The sequence below is a fragment of the uncultured Roseobacter sp. genome (assembly GCF_947501835.1).
Lineage (GTDB): Bacteria > Pseudomonadota > Alphaproteobacteria > Rhodobacterales > Rhodobacteraceae > Roseobacter.
Map to the genome: position 1 here is coordinate 126,469 of NZ_CANMXR010000006.1, position 17,800 is coordinate 144,268.

At 57.1% G+C, this 17,800-nt stretch carries 16 protein-coding genes; 6 read left to right on the forward strand and 10 right to left on the reverse strand.

What is annotated here, in order from left to right; translation table 11 throughout:
- Positions 1 to 43 precede the first annotated feature (43 nt).
- Complete coding sequence (locus tag Q1A20_RS13940; protein ID WP_299401968.1) at positions 44 to 1,114, forward strand: zinc ABC transporter substrate-binding protein; 1,071 nt, start codon at positions 44 to 46, stop codon at positions 1,112 to 1,114.
- Positions 1,115 to 1,406: 292 nt separating this feature from the next.
- Here Q1A20_RS13940 and Q1A20_RS13945 read toward each other — a convergent pair whose 3' ends face one another.
- Complete coding sequence (locus Q1A20_RS13945; RefSeq protein WP_299401969.1) at positions 1,407 to 2,135, reverse strand: TetR family transcriptional regulator; 729 nt, start codon at positions 2,133 to 2,135, stop codon at positions 1,407 to 1,409.
- A 19-nt stretch (positions 2,136 to 2,154) separates the two neighbouring features.
- On the opposite strand from Q1A20_RS13945, the gene Q1A20_RS13950 reads away from it, so the two are divergent.
- Positions 2,155 to 3,363: an acyltransferase family protein gene (locus Q1A20_RS13950; protein ID WP_299401970.1), complete on the forward strand. Its 1,209-nt coding sequence runs from the start codon at positions 2,155 to 2,157 to the stop codon at positions 3,361 to 3,363.
- Positions 3,364 to 3,627: 264 nt separating this feature from the next.
- On the opposite strand, the gene Q1A20_RS13955 is transcribed toward Q1A20_RS13950, so the two are convergent.
- Complete coding sequence (locus tag Q1A20_RS13955) at positions 3,628 to 4,650, reverse strand: permease (protein WP_299917175.1); 1,023 nt, start codon at positions 4,648 to 4,650, stop codon at positions 3,628 to 3,630.
- Between the two features lie 85 nt (positions 4,651 to 4,735).
- Between Q1A20_RS13955 and Q1A20_RS13960 the strand changes: the two genes are divergently transcribed.
- The gene (locus tag Q1A20_RS13960; protein ID WP_299401972.1) at positions 4,736 to 5,593 is read left to right on the forward strand and encodes a LysR substrate-binding domain-containing protein; all 858 of its coding nucleotides are present in this window, start codon (positions 4,736 to 4,738) and stop codon (positions 5,591 to 5,593) included.
- A 241-nt stretch (positions 5,594 to 5,834) separates the two neighbouring features.
- On the opposite strand, the gene Q1A20_RS13965 is transcribed toward Q1A20_RS13960, so the two are convergent.
- From Q1A20_RS13965 to Q1A20_RS13980, 4 genes are all read right to left on the reverse strand, one after another.
- A complete protein-coding gene (locus Q1A20_RS13965) occupies positions 5,835 to 6,413 on the reverse strand; it encodes a dihydrofolate reductase family protein (RefSeq protein WP_299401973.1) in 579 nt (192 codons plus the stop codon).
- Between the two features lies 1 nt (position 6,414).
- Positions 6,415 to 6,912 (reverse strand): SRPBCC domain-containing protein, encoded by a 498-nt coding sequence (locus tag Q1A20_RS13970; RefSeq protein WP_299401974.1) that lies wholly within the window; start codon positions 6,910 to 6,912, stop codon positions 6,415 to 6,417.
- The gene (locus tag Q1A20_RS13975) at positions 6,912 to 7,244 is read right to left on the reverse strand and encodes a helix-turn-helix transcriptional regulator (RefSeq protein WP_299401975.1); all 333 of its coding nucleotides are present in this window, start codon (positions 7,242 to 7,244) and stop codon (positions 6,912 to 6,914) included. Before Q1A20_RS13975 ends, Q1A20_RS13970 begins: the two co-directional genes overlap by 1 nt.
- A gap of 198 nt (positions 7,245 to 7,442) precedes the next feature.
- The gene (locus Q1A20_RS13980) at positions 7,443 to 8,351 is read right to left on the reverse strand and encodes a hydrogen peroxide-inducible genes activator (RefSeq protein ID WP_299401976.1); all 909 of its coding nucleotides are present in this window, start codon (positions 8,349 to 8,351) and stop codon (positions 7,443 to 7,445) included.
- Between the two features lie 103 nt (positions 8,352 to 8,454).
- On the opposite strand from Q1A20_RS13980, the gene katG reads away from it, so the two are divergent.
- The gene (gene katG, locus Q1A20_RS13985; RefSeq protein WP_299917179.1) at positions 8,455 to 10,632 is read left to right on the forward strand and encodes a catalase/peroxidase HPI; all 2,178 of its coding nucleotides are present in this window, start codon (positions 8,455 to 8,457) and stop codon (positions 10,630 to 10,632) included.
- Positions 10,633 to 10,787: 155 nt separating this feature from the next.
- On the opposite strand, the gene Q1A20_RS13990 is transcribed toward katG, so the two are convergent.
- Both Q1A20_RS13990 and Q1A20_RS13995 read right to left on the reverse strand, forming a co-directional pair.
- On the reverse strand, positions 10,788 to 12,365 hold the full coding sequence (locus tag Q1A20_RS13990; protein WP_299917181.1) for an ABC-F family ATP-binding cassette domain-containing protein: 1,578 nt from the start codon (positions 12,363 to 12,365) through the stop codon (positions 10,788 to 10,790).
- Positions 12,366 to 12,773: 408 nt separating this feature from the next.
- Complete coding sequence (locus tag Q1A20_RS13995; RefSeq protein ID WP_299401979.1) at positions 12,774 to 13,622, reverse strand: phytanoyl-CoA dioxygenase family protein; 849 nt, start codon at positions 13,620 to 13,622, stop codon at positions 12,774 to 12,776.
- 110 nt (positions 13,623 to 13,732) lie between these two features.
- Between Q1A20_RS13995 and Q1A20_RS14000 the strand changes: the two genes are divergently transcribed.
- Positions 13,733 to 14,626: a LysR family transcriptional regulator gene (locus Q1A20_RS14000; protein WP_299917183.1), complete on the forward strand. Its 894-nt coding sequence runs from the start codon at positions 13,733 to 13,735 to the stop codon at positions 14,624 to 14,626.
- On the opposite strand, the gene Q1A20_RS14005 is transcribed toward Q1A20_RS14000, so the two are convergent.
- Complete coding sequence (locus Q1A20_RS14005) at positions 14,615 to 15,463, reverse strand: IclR family transcriptional regulator (protein ID WP_367180912.1); 849 nt, start codon at positions 15,461 to 15,463, stop codon at positions 14,615 to 14,617. The two genes, Q1A20_RS14000 and Q1A20_RS14005, sit on opposite strands and share 12 nt — an antisense overlap.
- A 21-nt stretch (positions 15,464 to 15,484) precedes the next feature.
- Positions 15,485 to 16,321: an amidohydrolase gene (locus Q1A20_RS14010; protein ID WP_299917185.1), complete on the reverse strand. Its 837-nt coding sequence runs from the start codon at positions 16,319 to 16,321 to the stop codon at positions 15,485 to 15,487.
- A 133-nt stretch (positions 16,322 to 16,454) separates the two neighbouring features.
- Between Q1A20_RS14010 and Q1A20_RS14015 the strand changes: the two genes are divergently transcribed.
- Entirely contained in the window at positions 16,455 to 17,768 is a 1,314-nt protein-coding gene (locus Q1A20_RS14015; protein WP_299917186.1) for a sugar ABC transporter substrate-binding protein, read from the forward strand.
- Positions 17,769 to 17,800: the final 32 nt, after the last annotated feature.

Below are 17,800 nucleotides of genomic sequence, written 5' to 3' on the forward strand. Positions count from 1 at the left end.
GTCTATCCAGTGCGAAATGTTATACAATCACATGGAGACTTCGATGTCCAGAAAGCGTCTTGCCCTCTCTCTGACGGCCACATTGATGGGAGGGGCCGCTTTTGCAGAGGTGCCTCAGGTCGCCGTTGATATTGCTCCCGTGCACTCATTGGTCGCACGGGTCATGGAGGGTGTCGGAACGCCAGATCTGATCGTTCAACCGGGTGCCAGCCCGCATGAATATAGTCTGCGCCCCTCTGAAGCGAGGGCGCTGCAGGACGCCGATCTGGTATTTTGGATTGGCTCCGGTCTGACGCCATGGCTGACGGATACGATTGCAACGCTGGCGCCAGATGCTGCCGTGACCGCATTGCTGGAAGCGGACGGCACGATTGAATTGGAGTTCCGGGAAAACGCATTGTTCGAGGCCCATGACCACGAAGAGCATGGTGATGAAGATCACGCGGACCATGAGGACGACCACAAAGACCATGACGATCACGCTGACGAAGCGCATAATGACCACGATGAAAAAGAACACGGCGATCATGCAGGCGAAGAGGCCGGACATGACGACCATGATCATGAAGATGAGGTAGCCGGGCACGAAGGACATGACCACGGCGCGCATGATCCACATGCATGGCTTTCACCGAAAAATGCGATGACCTGGCTGAATGTGATTGCCGGTCAGCTATCTGCCGCTGACCCTGACAATGCCGGTGCCTATTTTGCGAATGCCGCCGCAGGCCGTACCGAGATCGAAACCTTGATTGACCAAGTGAAGGCAACTCTGGAGCCGGTACGCAAAGGACAGTTCATCGTTTTTCACGACGCCTACCAATACTTTGAAACGGATTTCGACTTTCCCGCCGCCGGTGCAATCTCTTTGAGCGACGCGTCCGATCCGAGCCCGGCACGGATTGCCGAAATTCAAGCGCGGATCGCTGAGCAGAGCATCGACTGCGTTCTGGCAGAGCCACAGTTCAACGCTGGTCTCGTGGCTACAGTCCTGGATGGGACAGACGCTAAAACGGGGATACTTGATCCTCTGGGCTCTGATCTGGAACCAGGATCAGCGCTTTACCCCCAACTTATCGGGAATCTTTCAACGGCCCTCGCGGATTGTATGTGATCGCATAAGCCTTCCAGAAGCCTTGAAGCCAAATCTGGAGCGTATTGGCGGCGTATCACGTATCTAATGGAGTGTGTGCTTGCTTGCGGTGTTTTGTGAGGCGGCCAGTACACATCCACGTGCGGGGAGGTTCGGTAAAAGACCGGCATTCATAAAGATATGTGACACTCTCTCCCCTCACGTTAAGAGCGTCGGCATCCATCATCTCGTCTCTTGTAGTGTCGGCCTTGGCTAAACCCACCGCATATCCAGACGTATGCCATGGCGGCGTCCGTTGCCTTCATGCTTTTCCTCAGTTTTTCAGCCCGGCAATGGCAAGCCCAATGCTCGCGGTGCGGGCAGCTTCTTCATCGCAGCGTGGTGGATCGGGGTCGCCGGGTCTGCGCATTGCCATCCAGACCAGCATTTCTAGTGCCGCGCGCGAAGCCGCAGGAATATCGAGATCACGCCGGACATGACCTGACCTGGCGAGACGATCAATGCAGGCTTCGAAATCTCTGAAAAACAATCTGCGCTGACCCTTTGTATAGAGCCGTTCAAGTATCGCAGTCTCCTTGGAACACTTGTCTAGCAAGGCGATAAGCTGGTGCTCGCGCCTGAGCATGTCATAGGTTTCGGACAAGACTGCCGACAGCACGTCAGGGCTCGGCGGTGCGTGCAGCGCGGCCTTCAGCGCCGGCCAATCCAGTCTTTCGTTAAGGGCGCGAGTCGCAGCTTTCTTCAACCGCGCCGCACTGAACTTCACGGGCTTTCCAGCGTCCGGTAGATCGAACCGCGCCGCATAGAGAAGCGCGAGTTCGATCAGCGCCTCTTTCTCGGCGACATAGACATAAATCGTCCCCGCCGCGACATCAGCGGCGCGCGCGACATCAGCGACCTGGGTCAACCGCGGCCCGTTGGTCGCCAGCACATGGCGCGCCGCGCGGGCGATGGCCTTAAGCTTGGCCGGGCTTCGCTGGGGCCCCCGGCGACTTGAAGATTTTTTTAATTTCTGCTTATTATGAATGAATGATTCGCTCATTATTTAGGAGTGCCTGAAAGTGATCGCGCTGTCCAGTCCCCCGCGTCGAAATGATGTCGATACGCTGCGCGCCGTGGTGGTATTGCTTCTGGTCCCCTTTCATACAGCCCGGCTTTTTGATGCTGAGGTCTGGCATATGAAAGACATGAACGCGCCATACTGGGCCGCAGACTTTCTGATCCGATCTCTCAATGTCGCGCAAATGTCGCTTCTTTTCCTGCTTGCAGGCATGAGCGCGGCTTGGGCCTTGGAGCGCCGCAGTCGGGTGCCATTTTTGAAAGAACGTTTCGCCCGGCTCATTGTGCCACTGCTGATCGGCACTATGGTGTTGGTTGCGCCGCAGGTTTGGGTGGAACGGATCACGCCCGATGTGCCACTTCGGATGAGCCCGATCGACCACGAAGGTGGCCTTTGGCCTTTCATGACTACCTATTTTCGCTGCTGTTATCCCGAGGCCAATTTCTCGTGGCATCACTTGTGGTTCCTGCCCTACCTCTTCACCTATTGCCTGCCGCTGGTTTTTCTCGGCAATGCCGCTGTTGCTCAGCGACTTGCCCGGTGGATGAACAAAGCGCCTTGGCGGCTGTTCCTGCCGGGCTTGATACTGATTGGAATCGAGGCCGCGCTGCGCCCATCCTTCCCCAGTACGCACAACCTTGTCTGGGACTGGGCCAACCATGCGCATTACGGTTTTCTGGTGCTCTTCGGATGGTGGCTCGGGCGCAATCCGGATGTGGAGGCATCGATCTGCGACATCCGGCAGATCGCGCTGTTCTTGGCGGCGGGGTTGGTTGCACTTTGGTTTGCGACCCTGCCAGTGGACGCCGGTGGGTTCGGTATGATTGAAACGTCGCACACCATTCGCCATATGATCCGGTTTGCCGCAGAATGGTGTCTGCTGCTGACCCTGCTGGGTTACGGGAGGATCTTGTTCAGCCGCCCAATTCCAATCCTGAAAGCCTTCGTGCCAATTGCGCTGCCCTTCTATCTCTTTCATCAGACAATCATTGTGCTCCTTGGTTGGCTCTGGCTGGATTGGACTGGAATGCCGCTGCTGAAAGCAACCGCTGCGGCAGTCCTGACTACCATCTTGAGTATCCTGCTTGCCTGGGGCGCGGCGCATTCTTCGGTGACGCGATTGGCAACAGGTTTGCCGTTTCGCCGCAAACCTCGCTTCCCACTGAGGTCCACAGAGGCGATCTGCATACGTTGGCTGGCAAGATGGTAGGTGTCGGTGATCAGTCCCGCGTTCTCAGTGCAGCTAAAGAGGGAAAGGGCCAAATCGCCGGATGCTGTGTCTTGCCCAAAGGCTTGCTTCCAGGTGTTTTTTGCCGCCATTGGCTTTGAGCTGATTTGCACGTGATTTTGGCTAGAACTGCGCAGCAAGGGTCCGCAGCGGTGCCATTCTGTCTCTCGTCCCAGACTGTGCCATGACAAGCTAATGGACAAAGCCGACCTTGCCCGATATCAGCTTTGCGTTTCATATGTTATTTCAGACCACCCAACCGAAAATGTATCCCGCCGAGAGTGATCCCAGAACCGCAAGCGCGAGATAGAGCAAAAATGGTTTCAGTCTGAGAACCGGCGCAATCGCCATCGCGCCCCAGATGCTGACCACACCACCCGAGACCAAGAACGCCATCGCGGCACCTTCGGACATGCCATTGTCAATCAGGCCGCGTGTAAGCGGAAGTGCTGCATAACCGTCGATGTAGGCCGGAGCGCCAACAAAAACGGCGGCTGGTATGGCCCACCATCGATCTTCGCCAACATATGCTGCAAGCGCGCCTGGAGTCAGCGCGGCATTGAGAGCATATTCTGCGGCGAATGCAGGGATCAGGCAGATCAGGATGAGCCGCGCGGTTGCCCTGAATTGTGTGCCAAAAGACCGCCGACGCGCTTGCGTTCGCCAGACCCATGGATCGAAAGTCTGAACTGCGCCACATCTTGCAGCGCTCAGTTGGCGCGCCAATCCGTTGTCGCGCAGCGCATTCAATGCCCAGGGTGTCTTGGCAAACAGTCCAGTGACCGCGCCCCCGAATAGTCCCAAGCCGAAGGCTGCGAGAGTTTTGCCAATTGCGAAGCTGAGGCCGAGAGTTGCAGCCGTTGTCGCGAGCATTGCAGGGTCCGTGATCGGGGATGACAACCAGAACGCCATAATCGGCGCAAGCGGCACACCTGCCGCCAACAGCCCTGCCATCAAGGGCAGAACAGTGACACCGCAGACTGGCGTAATGGCCCCGATCAATGATGCGGCGGCCACTGTGCGGAGCGTCCTGCCCTCGAACGCGCCAGCGATATGCGTGTCGGCTCCGCTGGCGATGATCCATGCCGCAAGAAGAATACCCGGAATGACGATGGGGGCGACAACAACCAATCCCCATATCACGAATTTGGCAGCATTCATGGCATGTCCCGGCCACGCAAGACCAATGCCTATGAGCGTGAGAAGACAAACGCCCCACAGCACCGATTTCTTGTTTGATCGCTGGCGGGAAACTGTCTGATCCGTCATGGTCTACTCCTCTGGCCTTGAAAAATAGCGACTGGATGGGCATGTGTGAAACGAATAGTATCAATCTCTGGTATTGGAAAACCGAATGGAAAGCCTTGACAGCGACTTGCTTCGTACCTTTGTCGCCGTGGCAGAGGCGGGGAGCGTCACGGATGGCGCCGCGCGCATTTACAGATCGCAGTCCGCCACCAGCCTTCAGATCAAACGCCTCGAAACCCTCCTCGGCCGACCCGTTTTTGAAAGGCACGGGCGCGGCGTTGTCTTAAGCGATACGGGCCGTCGGTTGCTGCCCGTCGCGCAAGATGTAACCGCCCGCCTAGACGCAGTGTTGCGGGATATTTCCCAAGACGTCGTGACAGGCAAACTACGCCTGGGCATCCCAGACGATCACGGACAAGCGAAGCTGACGGAAATCATCGCTGCTTTCACTCGTCATCACCCAAAGGTCGAATTGGATGTGACCTGCGCTTTGAGCACGGGGTTTCCTAACGCGCTCGACAAAGGGTCGCTGGACCTTGCGATCTATGAGGTGGAACGTCCAAAGAAAAATGAAGAAGTGCTCTTCGAGGACCCTACATGCTGGATGTCATCTGTACATCGGGACTTCTCAGCCGAAGAGACCCTGCCGGTGGCTGTGTTCGATCATGCCTGCTGGTGGCGCGACGTCGCAATCGCCGCTCTCAAGGCCCGTAGAAAGCCCTATCGGATCGTTTATTCCAGTCAAAGCGTGTCCGGCGTAATCGCGGCAGTTGATGCCGGGATCGCAATCGGCTTGCTGGGCCGCTCATCGCTTCATCCAGGCCTGTCAATTGTAGGTAAGAGTTTGGGCTTCAAAAGTACGCCGGCCTCAAAGCTTGTAATGGCTGAAAATGGAACGCTGGAGACCGGACCACAGAACGCCATGAAAGCAGCTATCCGCGCCGCGTTTCTCGCGAAGGTCTAGGCGTGTAGCCGTTCGAACAGTCCCAGCGCATTGCGTGGCTGGGCATTGTTCGAGACAGTTGCCGCACAGGTAGCGAATGACTGCTTCTCTCTCTTATTGCGCAGATCCGATCTCGAACGATCAAGCATCTCTCGTGGATGGATGAATCGGACTATTGCAAAGCAGCATGTTTCGGACGCCAGCAATTTACTAACCCGGTCATGGTCATTGCTGCTTGGAATAGAGATCTGCCTGGGGTGGCTCACGCTCGTCTGAACATCTGTTGTGTGACACCATTGTCTAGAACCCGGGAATCATGCAGCGCGTAACTCATGAACGCTGAATTCTCCCCAAAGAGCCGCTTTCCTGATCCCACCACAACCGGAAATGTCCAGATACGAAACTCATCGATCAGGTCATTGGCCTGCAGTGTCTGGATCAACCCTGCGCTGCCGTGAACCTGCAAAAGCGGCCCGGCGTCGGCTTTTAGGTTTCGGACCCCCTCCACGATATCGCCTGTGAGCGCATAAGAGTTTTCCCAACTCAACGCATCTGGCGAGGACGTCGCCACATGTTTTCGCGCAGAATTCAGAATCTCGGCGACATCAGATTTTGGCGCGGTTGGCCAATGGCTTGCAAAGATGTCGTAGGTCTTGCGACCGAACAGAATATCATAGGGCGCCGACATTGCTGTTCGTTCTACTTCGGGCATCACCTCTTCCCAATATGGCGCGGCCCATCCGCCACGCGCGAAGCCGCCGGATGTGTCCTCCTCCGGTGCGCTTGGCGCCTGCATGACCCCGTCGAGGGTCACAAATGAAAGAACTGCAAGCTCGCGCATTTCAACCCCGCGCGCTGGTCATAGACCGGGCCAGTGCGTCCAATTTATCAAAGGCCTGGTTCCATCCACCTGCGCCAGCCGTGCCTTCGGCGACGCCAACGTGGACGATGACCATCCGCGTTTTCTCACCAATTTCGCTTAGCTCAACGATGACCTCGGTAATGTCAGGAAAGTTGTCAGGCATTCCCATGGTTTGGGGTGGGATCAGCGTGCCATCCGCGTCACACATGCTTTCGGTGTAGACGAGACGTTGGGGCGCGCTGACTTCCTTGTAGACGCCGGTAAACCACATTTCCATCTGTCGTTCTGGCGTTTGCATCGACATGCAGATTTTGCGCGTGCCACCAACGGTTACATCCATCTCGGCAGTTGGGATAGACATGCCATTTGGTCCGTACCATTGCTTGAACAAGACCGGGTCGGTCCACATCCGCCACACCATATCGATTGTGGCGTCAAATTCCCGTTCAATCCGAACCCATTCTTGTACATCGTTCATTACTTCGTTCCCTTCGTATCTTTGAGCAGCGTCTCCATTACGTCAAAGCGCGCTTCCCAGATGTGTCTGTATTGATCTGTCCAACGCGCGATGTCCTGGAGCGGTCGCGTGTCAATCGTGCAGGGGCGGAATTGAGCGTCTTTCCCGCGTGTGATCAACCCGGCGTCCTCCAACACACGAATGTGCTTGGAGATCGCTGGGAGCGACATGTCAAAGGGCTCAGCCAGGTCATTTACTGTGGCTGTGCCTTTGACCAACTGCGCCAAAATCGCCCGCCTTGCGGGGTGTGCTAAAGCGGAGAACACCGCATCCAGCTTATCACTTTCATCCATACGATCATTATTAAACTAGTACGTTAATTAATCAAGAAGTTTAATATCAGTAATAAGAATATAGTCAGTGGTAGCCATAGATGATGCCATTGGGATAAGTGCGCCTTGCGTTTGGGTCGGGCCTGTCGCCCGGTCGCTTTGACGGAGCAATCAAGCGTTTGTTTTCAGCATCGGTGTAGCTGAAAAATTTAGGCGGCTTTATGCCCCAACGCTGCTTTTTTGCTTTGCCAGGTTTTGAATGAGGGCCCCAACGGTCATGAACTGATCGCTCAGCGGGCTTGCTTTTCGCCAGATCATGCCAATTGTGCGCGACGGCACCGGCTTTGAGAAGCGCGCGACACAAACGTCCGCCGATCGGGTTTCATAGGGCAACGCCATCTCCGGGATCAGCGTGGCACCTATCCCGGCACCCACCAGTTGGACAAGCGTGGAGAGCGAGCTGCCCTCCATAATGTGTTTGGGTTTGGCGCCCGAGAGTTCGCAAAAAGACAGGGCCTGATCACGAAAGCAATGGCCTTCTTCGAGAAGCAGCAGTTGCATCGTTTTAAGTGTGGCCGCGCTGGGAACCGGCATGTCTGCCTCAATGCTGGGTCGAACCAGATAGAATTCCTCATTGAACAACGCAAACTCGCGTAGGGAAGGCTCGGATATTGGCAATGCTACGATCGCCACATCAAGGTTGGAGGACATCAGGTTTTCAAGCAATGATTGTGTCACGGACTCGCGCGGTTGAAGCTCAAGATCGGGAAAGTACGTGTTGAGGGTCTGAATAATGCCGGGGAGCAAATAGGGGGCCGCGGTTGGAATGATGCCGAGCCGCAGGCGACCGGTCAGCCCGTCTTTGGAGGAGCGCACGAGCTCTTCTAAATCATCCACACGGACGAGGATGTCCTGTATTCGGCCTAGGAAATCTTCGCCAAGCGTGGTCAGGTGCATCTTGCGCCCGGTGCGTTCAACCAATTGCCCACCAAGCATCGCCTCCAGCTCTTTCATCTGAAGAGACAACGCGGGCTGCGAAATTGCACAGGCTTCCGCCGCCCGCCCAAAATGCAAATGCGTCGCTAGCGATTTGAAGTAACGCATGTGCTTGAGCGTCAGACCTATCATAAGCCTTACTTATCGTTTTGTTTTGGAGATTCAATTGGAATAAATGTTCCTGCCAGCGTAAATGTGTCCCATCGGAAATCACCCAAAAATACAGGAGAGCACAATGGACGGAAGCCACGTACCCCCCGGAACCGGCTGCCCAGTGATGCACGGCGGCAATACCGGCATGGATAACGCAGTGACCAAATGGTGGCCTGATGCGTTGAACCTCGACATTTTGCACCAGCACGACACGCGCACCAATCCCATGGACGCGGACTATGATCATCGCGAGGCGGTCAAGGCGCTGGAGCATGCGGCCGTTAAGGCAGACGTTCACGCCCTGATGCGTGACAGCCAGGACTGGTGGCCTGCGGATTGGGGCCACTATGGTGGCTTGATGATCCGTTTGGCATGGCATGCCGCCGGGTCCTACCGGATGGGCGATGGTCGCGGCGGGGCAGGCTCTGGCAACATTCGTTTTGCGCCGCTGAACTCCTGGCCGGATAATGCCAGCCTCGACAAGGCGCGGCGTCTCTTGTGGCCCGCGAAGAAGAAATACGGCAACGCGCTCTCCTGGGCCGATCTGATCATCCTGTCCGGCAATATTGCCTATGAATCCATGGGGCTGAAAACCTTTGGTTTTGGTTTTGGTCGTCAGGACATCTGGGGCCCGGAGAAGGACGTCTACTGGGGGTCCGAGAACGAATGGCTTGCGCCGTCCGAGAAGCGGTACGGGGATCTGGAAACACCATCGACGATGGAGAACCCGCTGGCCGCCGTTCACATGGGGCTGATCTACGTCAATCCCGAGGGTGTCAACGGCAACCCTGATCCGGCCCGGACCGCGCTGCACGTGCGGGAAACCTTCGCACGGATGGCGATGAACGATGAGGAAACAGCGGCACTGACATGCGGCGGTCACACTGTTGGCAAGGCTCACGGCGGCGGTGCACACGATCAGATCGGAGCGGAGCCGGAAGGCTGCCCAGTGCACGCGCAAGGCCTTGGCTGGTCGAACCCCGGCCATGGCGGCAAAGCGACAAATGCGTTCACATCCGGCATCGAGGGCGCTTGGACCAAAGAGCCAACGAAGTGGGACATGGGGTACTTCGACTACCTGTTTGACTATGAATGGGAGCTGACAAAATCCGCCGCAGGTGCCAATCAGTGGCAGCCCGTGAACATGCCGGAAAACGAAATGCCCGTTGATGCGACCGATCTTTCGAAGCATGTGAAGCCGATGATGACGGACGCCGACATGGCCATGAAGGTGGATCCGATCTACAACGAAATCTGCCAGCGTTTCCGTGCGGATCCTGAGTATTTTGCCGATGCCTTTGGCCGGGCGTGGTTCAAACTGACCCACCGCGACATGGGCCCACGCGCTAACTATCTTGGCCCGGACGTCCCCGCGGAAGACCTGATCTGGCAGGATCCAATCCCGGCTGGGTCTACCTCTTATGACGTGGACGCGGTCAAAGCGAAAATCGCGGAAACTGGCCTGTCGGCATCCGATATGATCGCAACCGCATGGGACAGCGCACGCACGTTCCGTGGCTCGGACAAACGCGGCGGTGCAAACGGTGCACGTATCCGTTTGGCCCCACAGAAAGACTGGGCAGGCAATGAGCCGGAGCGTCTGGCGACAGTGCTTGGCGCGCTGGAACCCATCGCGGCCAACAGCGGCGCGTCGATCGCGGATGTGATCGTGCTGGCGGGCAACGTTGGTTTGGAGCACTCGATCAAAGCAGCAGGTTTTGATGTGGCCGTGCCCTTCACCGCCGGGCGTGGCGATGCCACCGATGCACAGACAGACGCGGACAGCTTCTCGGTGCTTGAGCCCTTGGCGGATGGGTTCCGCAACTGGCAGAAAGAAACCTATGCGGTATCTCCGGAAGCCATGATGCTGGACCGGGCGCAACTCTTGGGCCTGACGGCTGCTGAAATGACCGTTTTGGTTGGCGGCATGCGTGTTCTTGGCGCAAACCATGGTGGTTCGTCGCATGGTGTGTTCACTGACCGGCCCGGCACGCTGAGCACCGACTTCTTTGTCAACCTGACGGATATGGCCCTGTCCTGGAGCCCTGCCGAGGATGGCACCTATACGCTAAATGATCGCGCAACGGGTGATGTGAAGTTCACAGCAACAAGCGCGGATCTGGTGTTCGGATCCAATTCTATCCTGCGCGGATATGCGGAAGTCTATGCACAAGATGACAATGCGGAAAAGTTCGTACGTGATTTTGTAGCCGCCTGGACCAAAGTGATGATGAACGATCGCTTTGATCTGTTGAGCTAAACAGGATCGGGCACAGCACTTGGGGTGCTGTGCCCATCACACCTCCAAAAATCGGGGAAGCCCAACGTCCCGCCTGCGGTGGGCTCTCTTCCCTATTTGTCTGCAACAGCCTGCGCGGGTGGACATGTCACAATCGCGCAGGAGCTATCCCATCTTCACAGCTTGATGACACGATCAAGACCTATGCGGTCAATGAATGCACTGTCATGGCTAACGACAAGCAGCGCCCCGTCGTAGCCACGTAAGGCGGCTTCCAAGGTCTCCGTCGCCTCTATGTCGAGATGATTGCTTGGTTCATCCAGGAGAAGAAGTTGGGGCGGCTCATTACGCCCTAATACGCATGCAAGGCCGACACGCAGCCGCTGGCCACCGCTGAGCGTTCCGACGATCTGGTTTACCGCTCCTCCCCGGAACAGGAAACGGGCAAGAACGGCGCGATGCTCGTTCTCACTGGCGTCGGGATCCAGTCGTGCGAAATTATCAAGGACGGTCTCGTTGGGGTCGAGTATGCCGATGTCCTGGTCAAGCAGTTCCGCCGAGACGTGAAGGGAAACCGATCCATGCCACGGCTTCAACGCGCCCATGATGCAGGAAAGAAGTGTCGATTTGCCTGCGCCATTGGCACCTTTGACAAGCAGGCGCTCCGGGCCACGGACCCTCAGTGATACGCCGTTCAGAACGGGGTAGCGCGGGTCATAGCCGACTGACAAATCCACCACGTCCAAAACATGTCGGCGCGACACAAGCCCGCAGGTTGGTACATCGATGCGCAGCGGTTCCAGGGCCTCGATCTTTTCCCGCGCTTCTTCCATCGCTTTGGCCGCATCGGCCACACGGCTGTCTTGCATACGCGCCGTAGCGCCACCTGAGTTCTCGCTGCGCTCTTTGCCCGCGTCGAGAAGGGTTTTTGGTTGTCCGCCAGATGCCCGCAGTTTCCGCCCCTGACGATCTGTCCGTGCCTTGCGCTCGGCAACCACTTGCGCTTGCTTCCTGCTTTCAGTCCAGACGCGTTCCGCATGGGCAAGCTCATGTTCCGCCGCCGCGAGTTCGATGTTCTTCTGTTCACGGTAAGCGTCATAGTTTCCGCCATAACGTTTAGCACCAAGGCCCGTCAGTTCGACGATCACATCCATTTCGGCGAGCAGGGTGCGGTCATGGCTGGCGACGACCAAACCACCTCGCCACGCCCGCAGCGCACCGATCACCTGCTGGCGGCCATTGCGGTCCAGGTGATTGGTCGGCTCGTCAAGCAGAAGCATGTCAGGATCACAGAAGAAAAGCGCCGCGAGGCTCGCACGTGTTCGCTGGCCACCGGACAACTCGCTGACCGGCACATTGATGTCGATGTGGTCGAGACCGACACTGACCAAAGCACGCTTCAGGCGATCTTCCAATGTCCAGTCGGCCGCTGCAAGATCATCCTCAGTTGCCTCGCCGTCGGCTGCACGTGTCAGGATCGCAAGCTGGGCGCCTACGCCGAACAGGTCTGCGATCCTGTCATCTGGGCGATGTTCCGGGTTCTGACGAAGAAGCCCGACGACGGCCGGCCGCGTGATCGATCCTGAAGCTGGTTCGGCCTCGCCCGCCATCAGGCGCAGCAGGGCCGTTTTTCCGATCCCATTACGCCCGACGAGACCCGTGCGTTCGGGGCCAAAAGTGGCATCAATATCGGAAAGGATCAGGTTACCGGCGGGAGTGGCCCAACTGAGGTTGGCCAAGACGATGGAAGACATGGGTACAGCTCGACATTAGAGAAACCTTGAGGGTTCAAGCGGCGAGCGTGTGATCCATTATTCCAATCCTTGGCCTGTGGGTCTCAAAGAAATAGTAATTTTCGACGAATGTCGCAACCATATGGAACAAATGCAGCGAACCTTTGCGTGAGCACGGCAAGGGTCGACTTTAGCCCCACGACCTTGTGGCCCACAGTACGGGCCTCTTCGACGCGCTAGCATATGTCGATGTGCCGAAAACATGGAACCGCAGCTTATCGTATCGATCGCAGATCGAAATCTTTCCTTGGGTGCTTTCAAAAAGGTCAAATGGCGGGCGGCAAGGCACCTTAACTCAATCTGTTGGGAGGTTGGGGGCTTTACCGCAATCGGATGTTTCAAAGATGCAGGGCATTGCAGCGCAGGCGATTACAGCGCGACATCTACGCCCTCGAACAACAAGGCTTTCTTCAGTTTTGCGTCTCGGCGACACAGGGTGAAATCTTCTTCGGTGAGGCGTCCCTCGGGCGCACCCGCAATTTCAAAGTGACCAAATTTGTCATCGCCGCTGACCAACGCCACCAGAGGCCGGCCGCCTGATCGCTGCTTCATTGACGGCTTGATGTAGCGAATGGCGGCTCCGATACGTCGATCATCCGTGACGTTGGGGCCGGAACTGTGAAACAAATGTCCATGATGCATGGAGGCCTGCCCGGGCTGCAGTTCGGCGGCGACGGCCTCATCCTCATTCACGTCCACTGCGATTTCCTGACCGCGCGACAACAGATTGTCATCGGCGAAGGTGTCCACATGCGGAACGATCTGTTCGTGGTGGCTGCCGGGCACAAATTTCATACACCCGCTTTCGACCGTCGCTGGCGACAAGGCAAACCACAGCGTTGTTTCTTCGGCGTCATCGAGCCCCCAATACGTCAGATCCTGATGCCAGGATACGATTTTGGGCGAGCGCGCCTCTTTGATGAACAGGGCGGCACTCCACACCATGAGATCAGGACCCAGTGCAGCAGAGGCTGCTGAAATCAGAGCGTCGTGACGGATCAGCCGGTCAAATGACGGCAGCACTCGATCTGGATAGCTGTAGAGCAGCGCCAGTTTTTCGGGGTCACCCGACAGCTCAGCTTCGGCCTTTTCCAAATCGAGGCGCAAGACATGTGCCGCGTCGGGGTCCACAATATCGATCGGGGCGATGAAGCCGTCCCGCTCATAGGTTTCAGCCATGCTTTGAGCGTCGGTCGGCATCACGTGAGCCTGTGTCATTTTATCGATCCCTGTGTTGAGCCACTGTCTCCTGCCAGTTTCGCCAGATTGTATAAATCTGTAAAATGGGTTTTATTTGCCTTCAGTCATCGATTTCATGGATACTTGAAATGCGCCTGAACGGGTTCGATCTGAACCAGATTATCTGCCTCGATGCGCTGCTGAGTGAGCGAAACGTCACCCGCGCCGCGGAACGGGTGTATCTCAGCCAGTCGGCTCTCAGCACGGTGTTGGCCCAGTTGCGCAAACACTTCGACGACCCTTTGCTGGTGCGCTCGGGTCGGTCGCTGGTCCTGACGCCCTTCGCCAAAACGCTGGTGGCGCCGCTGCGGGAGGTGCTGGGAAAGGCGCAGGTCTTTTCAGCGATGCGGCCCAACGCAACTACAGATGTCATCGACCGCGAGCTCAAGATCGTGGCGTCAGATTATTCCATGTCCAGTTTTCTGGCCGATGCGATTAGGGACAGCGCGGCCAACCAGCCCAAGCTGCGCTTTGACATCCTTCCGCTATCGGAACGTTCGGCTCAACTGCTCAGTGCTGGAGAAATTGACCTGATGTTCGCGGGTCAGGTGCTGGATGTTGGTGTGCCGCCAAATACATCCCTGTTCGAGGATCATTTTGTCTGTCTGGCGTGTAGCGAGGCCTTTGCCGCAACAGAGCAGATGTCTCAGGCCGAGTATCTGGCACAAACCCATGTGGTCGTCCGCTATTTTGATCATCAGCTGGCCTTTGAAGACGAAGATGCGTTGCGCAAGGCAGGCCTCAGGCGCGCGCGGCATATTTCAGTGTGGTCCCATTCCATGGTGCCGTCATTGGTTTGTGGAACATCGATGATCGCGACGGTTCCGTCGCGCATCGCCCACCAGATTGCCCAGCGTTGGCCCGTCAGGATATTCCCATTCCCGGTAGAGAGTGAGCCCATTCGCGTTTTCGCTTACTGGCATCCCAGTCGCGACGAAGACATGGTGTTGAAACGGTTTGTTGCGTCGATATCAGAGCGCTGAGCCATCTTCGGAGGCGCCCGCGCCCAATTGCCGCGAGATGTCTTGTCCCGCCTGGATCAACAACCCGATGGACGCCTTGATGTCCGGGCTGGTCGATCTGGTTAGCCGTTTCACAAACGGGATTGTCAGCGCTGCAATCGCCTCGCCCGAATAGTTGAAGATCGGTGTCGCGATATTGTGGACCCCGACGATCACCTGCGAGGGGCTGTCGCAATAGTTCTGCGCGACGACCTGATCGACCAATGTCTCAAAGAAAGCGATCCTTTCGTCGGTTGCCTCAGGTGAGCGCGCGTAGATGTCCGCGCGACGCCTTTTGCTGGTTTGCGCCAACAAAACGGCGCCCGAGGCCGTATAGACAATGGGAATGCGCGCGCCGAGGCGAACAGAGGTATTGTTGTTACAGGGCGCGTCGGTCTGGGCGATCACGAGGATCTCTGCACCGTGAATGATGGCAAGATGCACGGACTGGTCCAGATCGCTGGCCAGCTTGTCCATCACATGTACCGCAACGGAGTTCAGCCGCTTGATCGGCGGGTGACGATGCGCCAGTTCGAACATTTTTTGTGTCAGCGAAAACCGCTCTGTAACGGGGTCGTAGGCCACATAGTTCCGGTCGGTTAGCACCGCCAGCATCCGAAAAATCTCGCTCAGAGACCGATCCAATGCATTTGCAACCTCGGTTTTCTTCATGCCGGTGCTGCGAGAGGCCAAAAGCTCCAGAATATCGAGCCCCTTGGACAGGGCAGGGGCGCTGTATTTTTCTGTCTTGGGGCCACTTTCCGATATGTTGGGTGATGTGGGAATTGGTCCGCCTCCTGGGTCGTTTATCCTGGCGATGCCGCGCTCATGACAGCGCGCTTAGATGCGCCAGAGCCGTTTGGCGTTGCCCCGATACAGGGCATCACGCTCTGAGTGTGACCAGTCATGTGTCAAGGCGTGCGTCACTGCAACCCATGTCTCCAACCCACCGCCCAAATCGCACACCGGATTGTCGCTGCCCCAGATAATCCGTTCGGGGCCAAATGCGCTGACGGTATGATCAACCCAGGGCCTGATGTGATCCAGCGACCAGTTCTCTGCATCTGCATAGGCGATGACACCTGATATTTTGCCAACGACATTTGGGCGTTGCGCGATATCGGACAGGTGTTCGCGCCAGGGGGACATCTCCCCTTGGGCAATCGCGGGCACCCCGCAGTGATCAAGGATGAACTGAACGTCGGGGCAGTGATCGATCAGGTCGGCCATGAGCGGCAGCTGATGGGGCAGCGCGCACAGATCAAAGGTTAACCCCGTCCCCGACAAGCGTTTGATATTGTCACGAAACAGGCTGTTTTGGCTGACCTCGTCCGGCACCACATGCAGGACACGACGAAACCCCAGTATCACCGATTTCTCGCGCGCCCAATCGAGGAATTCAGGGAAATCGGGGGCTTCCGGACGGCAGCTCGAAATGGCACCCAGCATCAGGCTATCGGCCCCGCCCGCGAGTCCTTCAATCAGCTCCGATTCTGCTTTGATCAGGTCCGGCGCGACATCCACCTCCATATGCAGGCAGCCGCTTATGCCCAGCCGTTTCGCCCGACGGGTGTATTCGTCGAACCGGCTGGGTTTGTTCAACGCCTCAAACCCGTCAAGCCAGGGGTAAGACAGCTTTTCCGGGTAGATCAGATGGAGATGCGTATCAATGAACATGATCGATTTCCGAAGGTTGCATCGTGAATTGACTCTCTGACTATTATATATGAAAGTCAAGTTCACATCCAAAACATCAACGCGGGTAACCCGCGCGGCCAGACGCGACAACAACGTTCCTTGGGAGGACATCATGAGACTATCGGTTCAAATGGCGCTGAAGGGCGCGACGGCCGGGGCGGCCTTGTTTGCGGCCCTGCCTGTATCAGCGGGCGAATTCGACGGCATCACGCTGCAGGCCAAGCTGATCGGCGGCCAGCAATACGAGGCGCTTTATGCGCGCATCGCCGAATGGGAGGCTGACACCGGCGCCACCGTTGAGGTGATTTCGAAAAAGAACCACTTCGAACTGGATAAGGAATTCAAATCCGACCTTGCGGCGGGCACGCTGGGCTGGTGCGTTGGGTCGAACCACAGTTCCTTTGCCTCGCAATATCCAAGCCTTTACACGGATCTCACACCCTATCTGACGCCGGAGTTCATTGCAGAATACGTGCCCTCCAACGTAGCTGCGTCAAAGATCGGCGATGCCCTGGTCATGCTGCCGCGCGCCCAATTTGATGTCTCGGCCCTGTATTATCTGAAATCGCTTTACGAAGACGAGGGCAACAAGTCCGCGTTCAAAGCCGAATACGGCTATGATCTGGCCCCGCCCGACACTTGGGACCAATACAAGGATCAAGCGATATTCTTCACGGATGCGCCCAACTTCTATGGCACCCAATATGCGGGCAAAGACGAAGCGATTGTCGGCCGCTTTTATGAGATGGTGATTGCCGAAGGCGGCCAGTTGTTCAACGATGACTGGTCGCCCGCTTTCAACTCCGACGCGGGCAAACGCGCGCTGAGCTGGTTTGTGGATCTCTACAAAGCCGGTGCGGTGCCTCCGGGCACAACCTCATATCTTTGGGATGATCTGGGGCAGGGCTTTGCCTCTGGCACAATCGCGCTGAACCTCGATTGGCCCGGCTGGGCGGGTTTCTTCAACGGGGAAGACAGCTCAAAAGCCGCCGGGGATGTGGGGGTCATCGTGCAGCCACAGGGCAGTGCTGGGATTCGCACCGGGTGGTCCGGGCACCACGGGTTCTCGGTCACAGAATCCTGTGATCACAAGGACGCTGCCGCGTCACTGGTCGCCTTTTTGACCAATGAAGACAGCCAAAAGCTGGAATCCTCTGCCGGGCCGCTCCCAACCCGCACCGCCGTCTGGGATCACGTGGTCGAACAATCGAGCTCGGATCCCTATCGCTCGGAAGTTTTGGTGGCCTTTCAACAAGCAGCCACTCATGCGTTTCCCGCCCCGCAAACACCCTATTGGATCGAAGCGACCAACGTGATCTTTCCTGAACTTCAAGCCGCGATCTTGGGGGACAAGACCGTCGATGAGGCGCTCGAAACGGCGGCGGAGGCCGTTGATGAGATGATGCAAGAAAACGGGGTCTACTGACCACGTTCTCCCCGGGCAAGGGCGGCTTCGAC

Excerpts from the sequence above, each read along its gene's own strand:
- Q1A20_RS13940 (WP_299401968.1), top strand. The coding sequence starts at position 44 with ATGTCCAGAAAGCGTCTTGCCCTCTCTCTGACGGCCACATTGATGGGA.
- Q1A20_RS13945 (WP_299401969.1), bottom strand. The coding sequence starts at position 2,135 with ATGAGCGAATCATTCATTCATAATAAGCAGAAATTAAAAAAATCTTCA.
- Q1A20_RS13955 (WP_299917175.1), bottom strand. The coding sequence starts at position 4,650 with ATGACGGATCAGACAGTTTCCCGCCAGCGATCAAACAAGAAATCGGTG.
- Q1A20_RS13960 (WP_299401972.1), top strand. The coding sequence starts at position 4,736 with ATGGAAAGCCTTGACAGCGACTTGCTTCGTACCTTTGTCGCCGTGGCA.
- Q1A20_RS13965 (WP_299401973.1), bottom strand. The coding sequence starts at position 6,413 with ATGCGCGAGCTTGCAGTTCTTTCATTTGTGACCCTCGACGGGGTCATG.
- Q1A20_RS13970 (WP_299401974.1), bottom strand. The coding sequence starts at position 6,912 with ATGAACGATGTACAAGAATGGGTTCGGATTGAACGGGAATTTGACGCC.
- Q1A20_RS13975 (WP_299401975.1), bottom strand. The coding sequence starts at position 7,244 with ATGGATGAAAGTGATAAGCTGGATGCGGTGTTCTCCGCTTTAGCACAC.
- Q1A20_RS13980 (WP_299401976.1), bottom strand. The coding sequence starts at position 8,351 with ATGATAGGTCTGACGCTCAAGCACATGCGTTACTTCAAATCGCTAGCG.
- katG (WP_299917179.1), top strand. The coding sequence starts at position 8,455 with ATGGACGGAAGCCACGTACCCCCCGGAACCGGCTGCCCAGTGATGCAC.
- Q1A20_RS13990 (WP_299917181.1), bottom strand. The coding sequence starts at position 12,365 with ATGTCTTCCATCGTCTTGGCCAACCTCAGTTGGGCCACTCCCGCCGGT.
- Q1A20_RS13995 (WP_299401979.1), bottom strand. The coding sequence starts at position 13,622 with ATGACACAGGCTCACGTGATGCCGACCGACGCTCAAAGCATGGCTGAA.
- Q1A20_RS14000 (WP_299917183.1), top strand. The coding sequence starts at position 13,733 with ATGCGCCTGAACGGGTTCGATCTGAACCAGATTATCTGCCTCGATGCG.
- Q1A20_RS14010 (WP_299917185.1), bottom strand. The coding sequence starts at position 16,321 with ATGTTCATTGATACGCATCTCCATCTGATCTACCCGGAAAAGCTGTCT.
- Q1A20_RS14015 (WP_299917186.1), top strand. The coding sequence starts at position 16,455 with ATGAGACTATCGGTTCAAATGGCGCTGAAGGGCGCGACGGCCGGGGCG.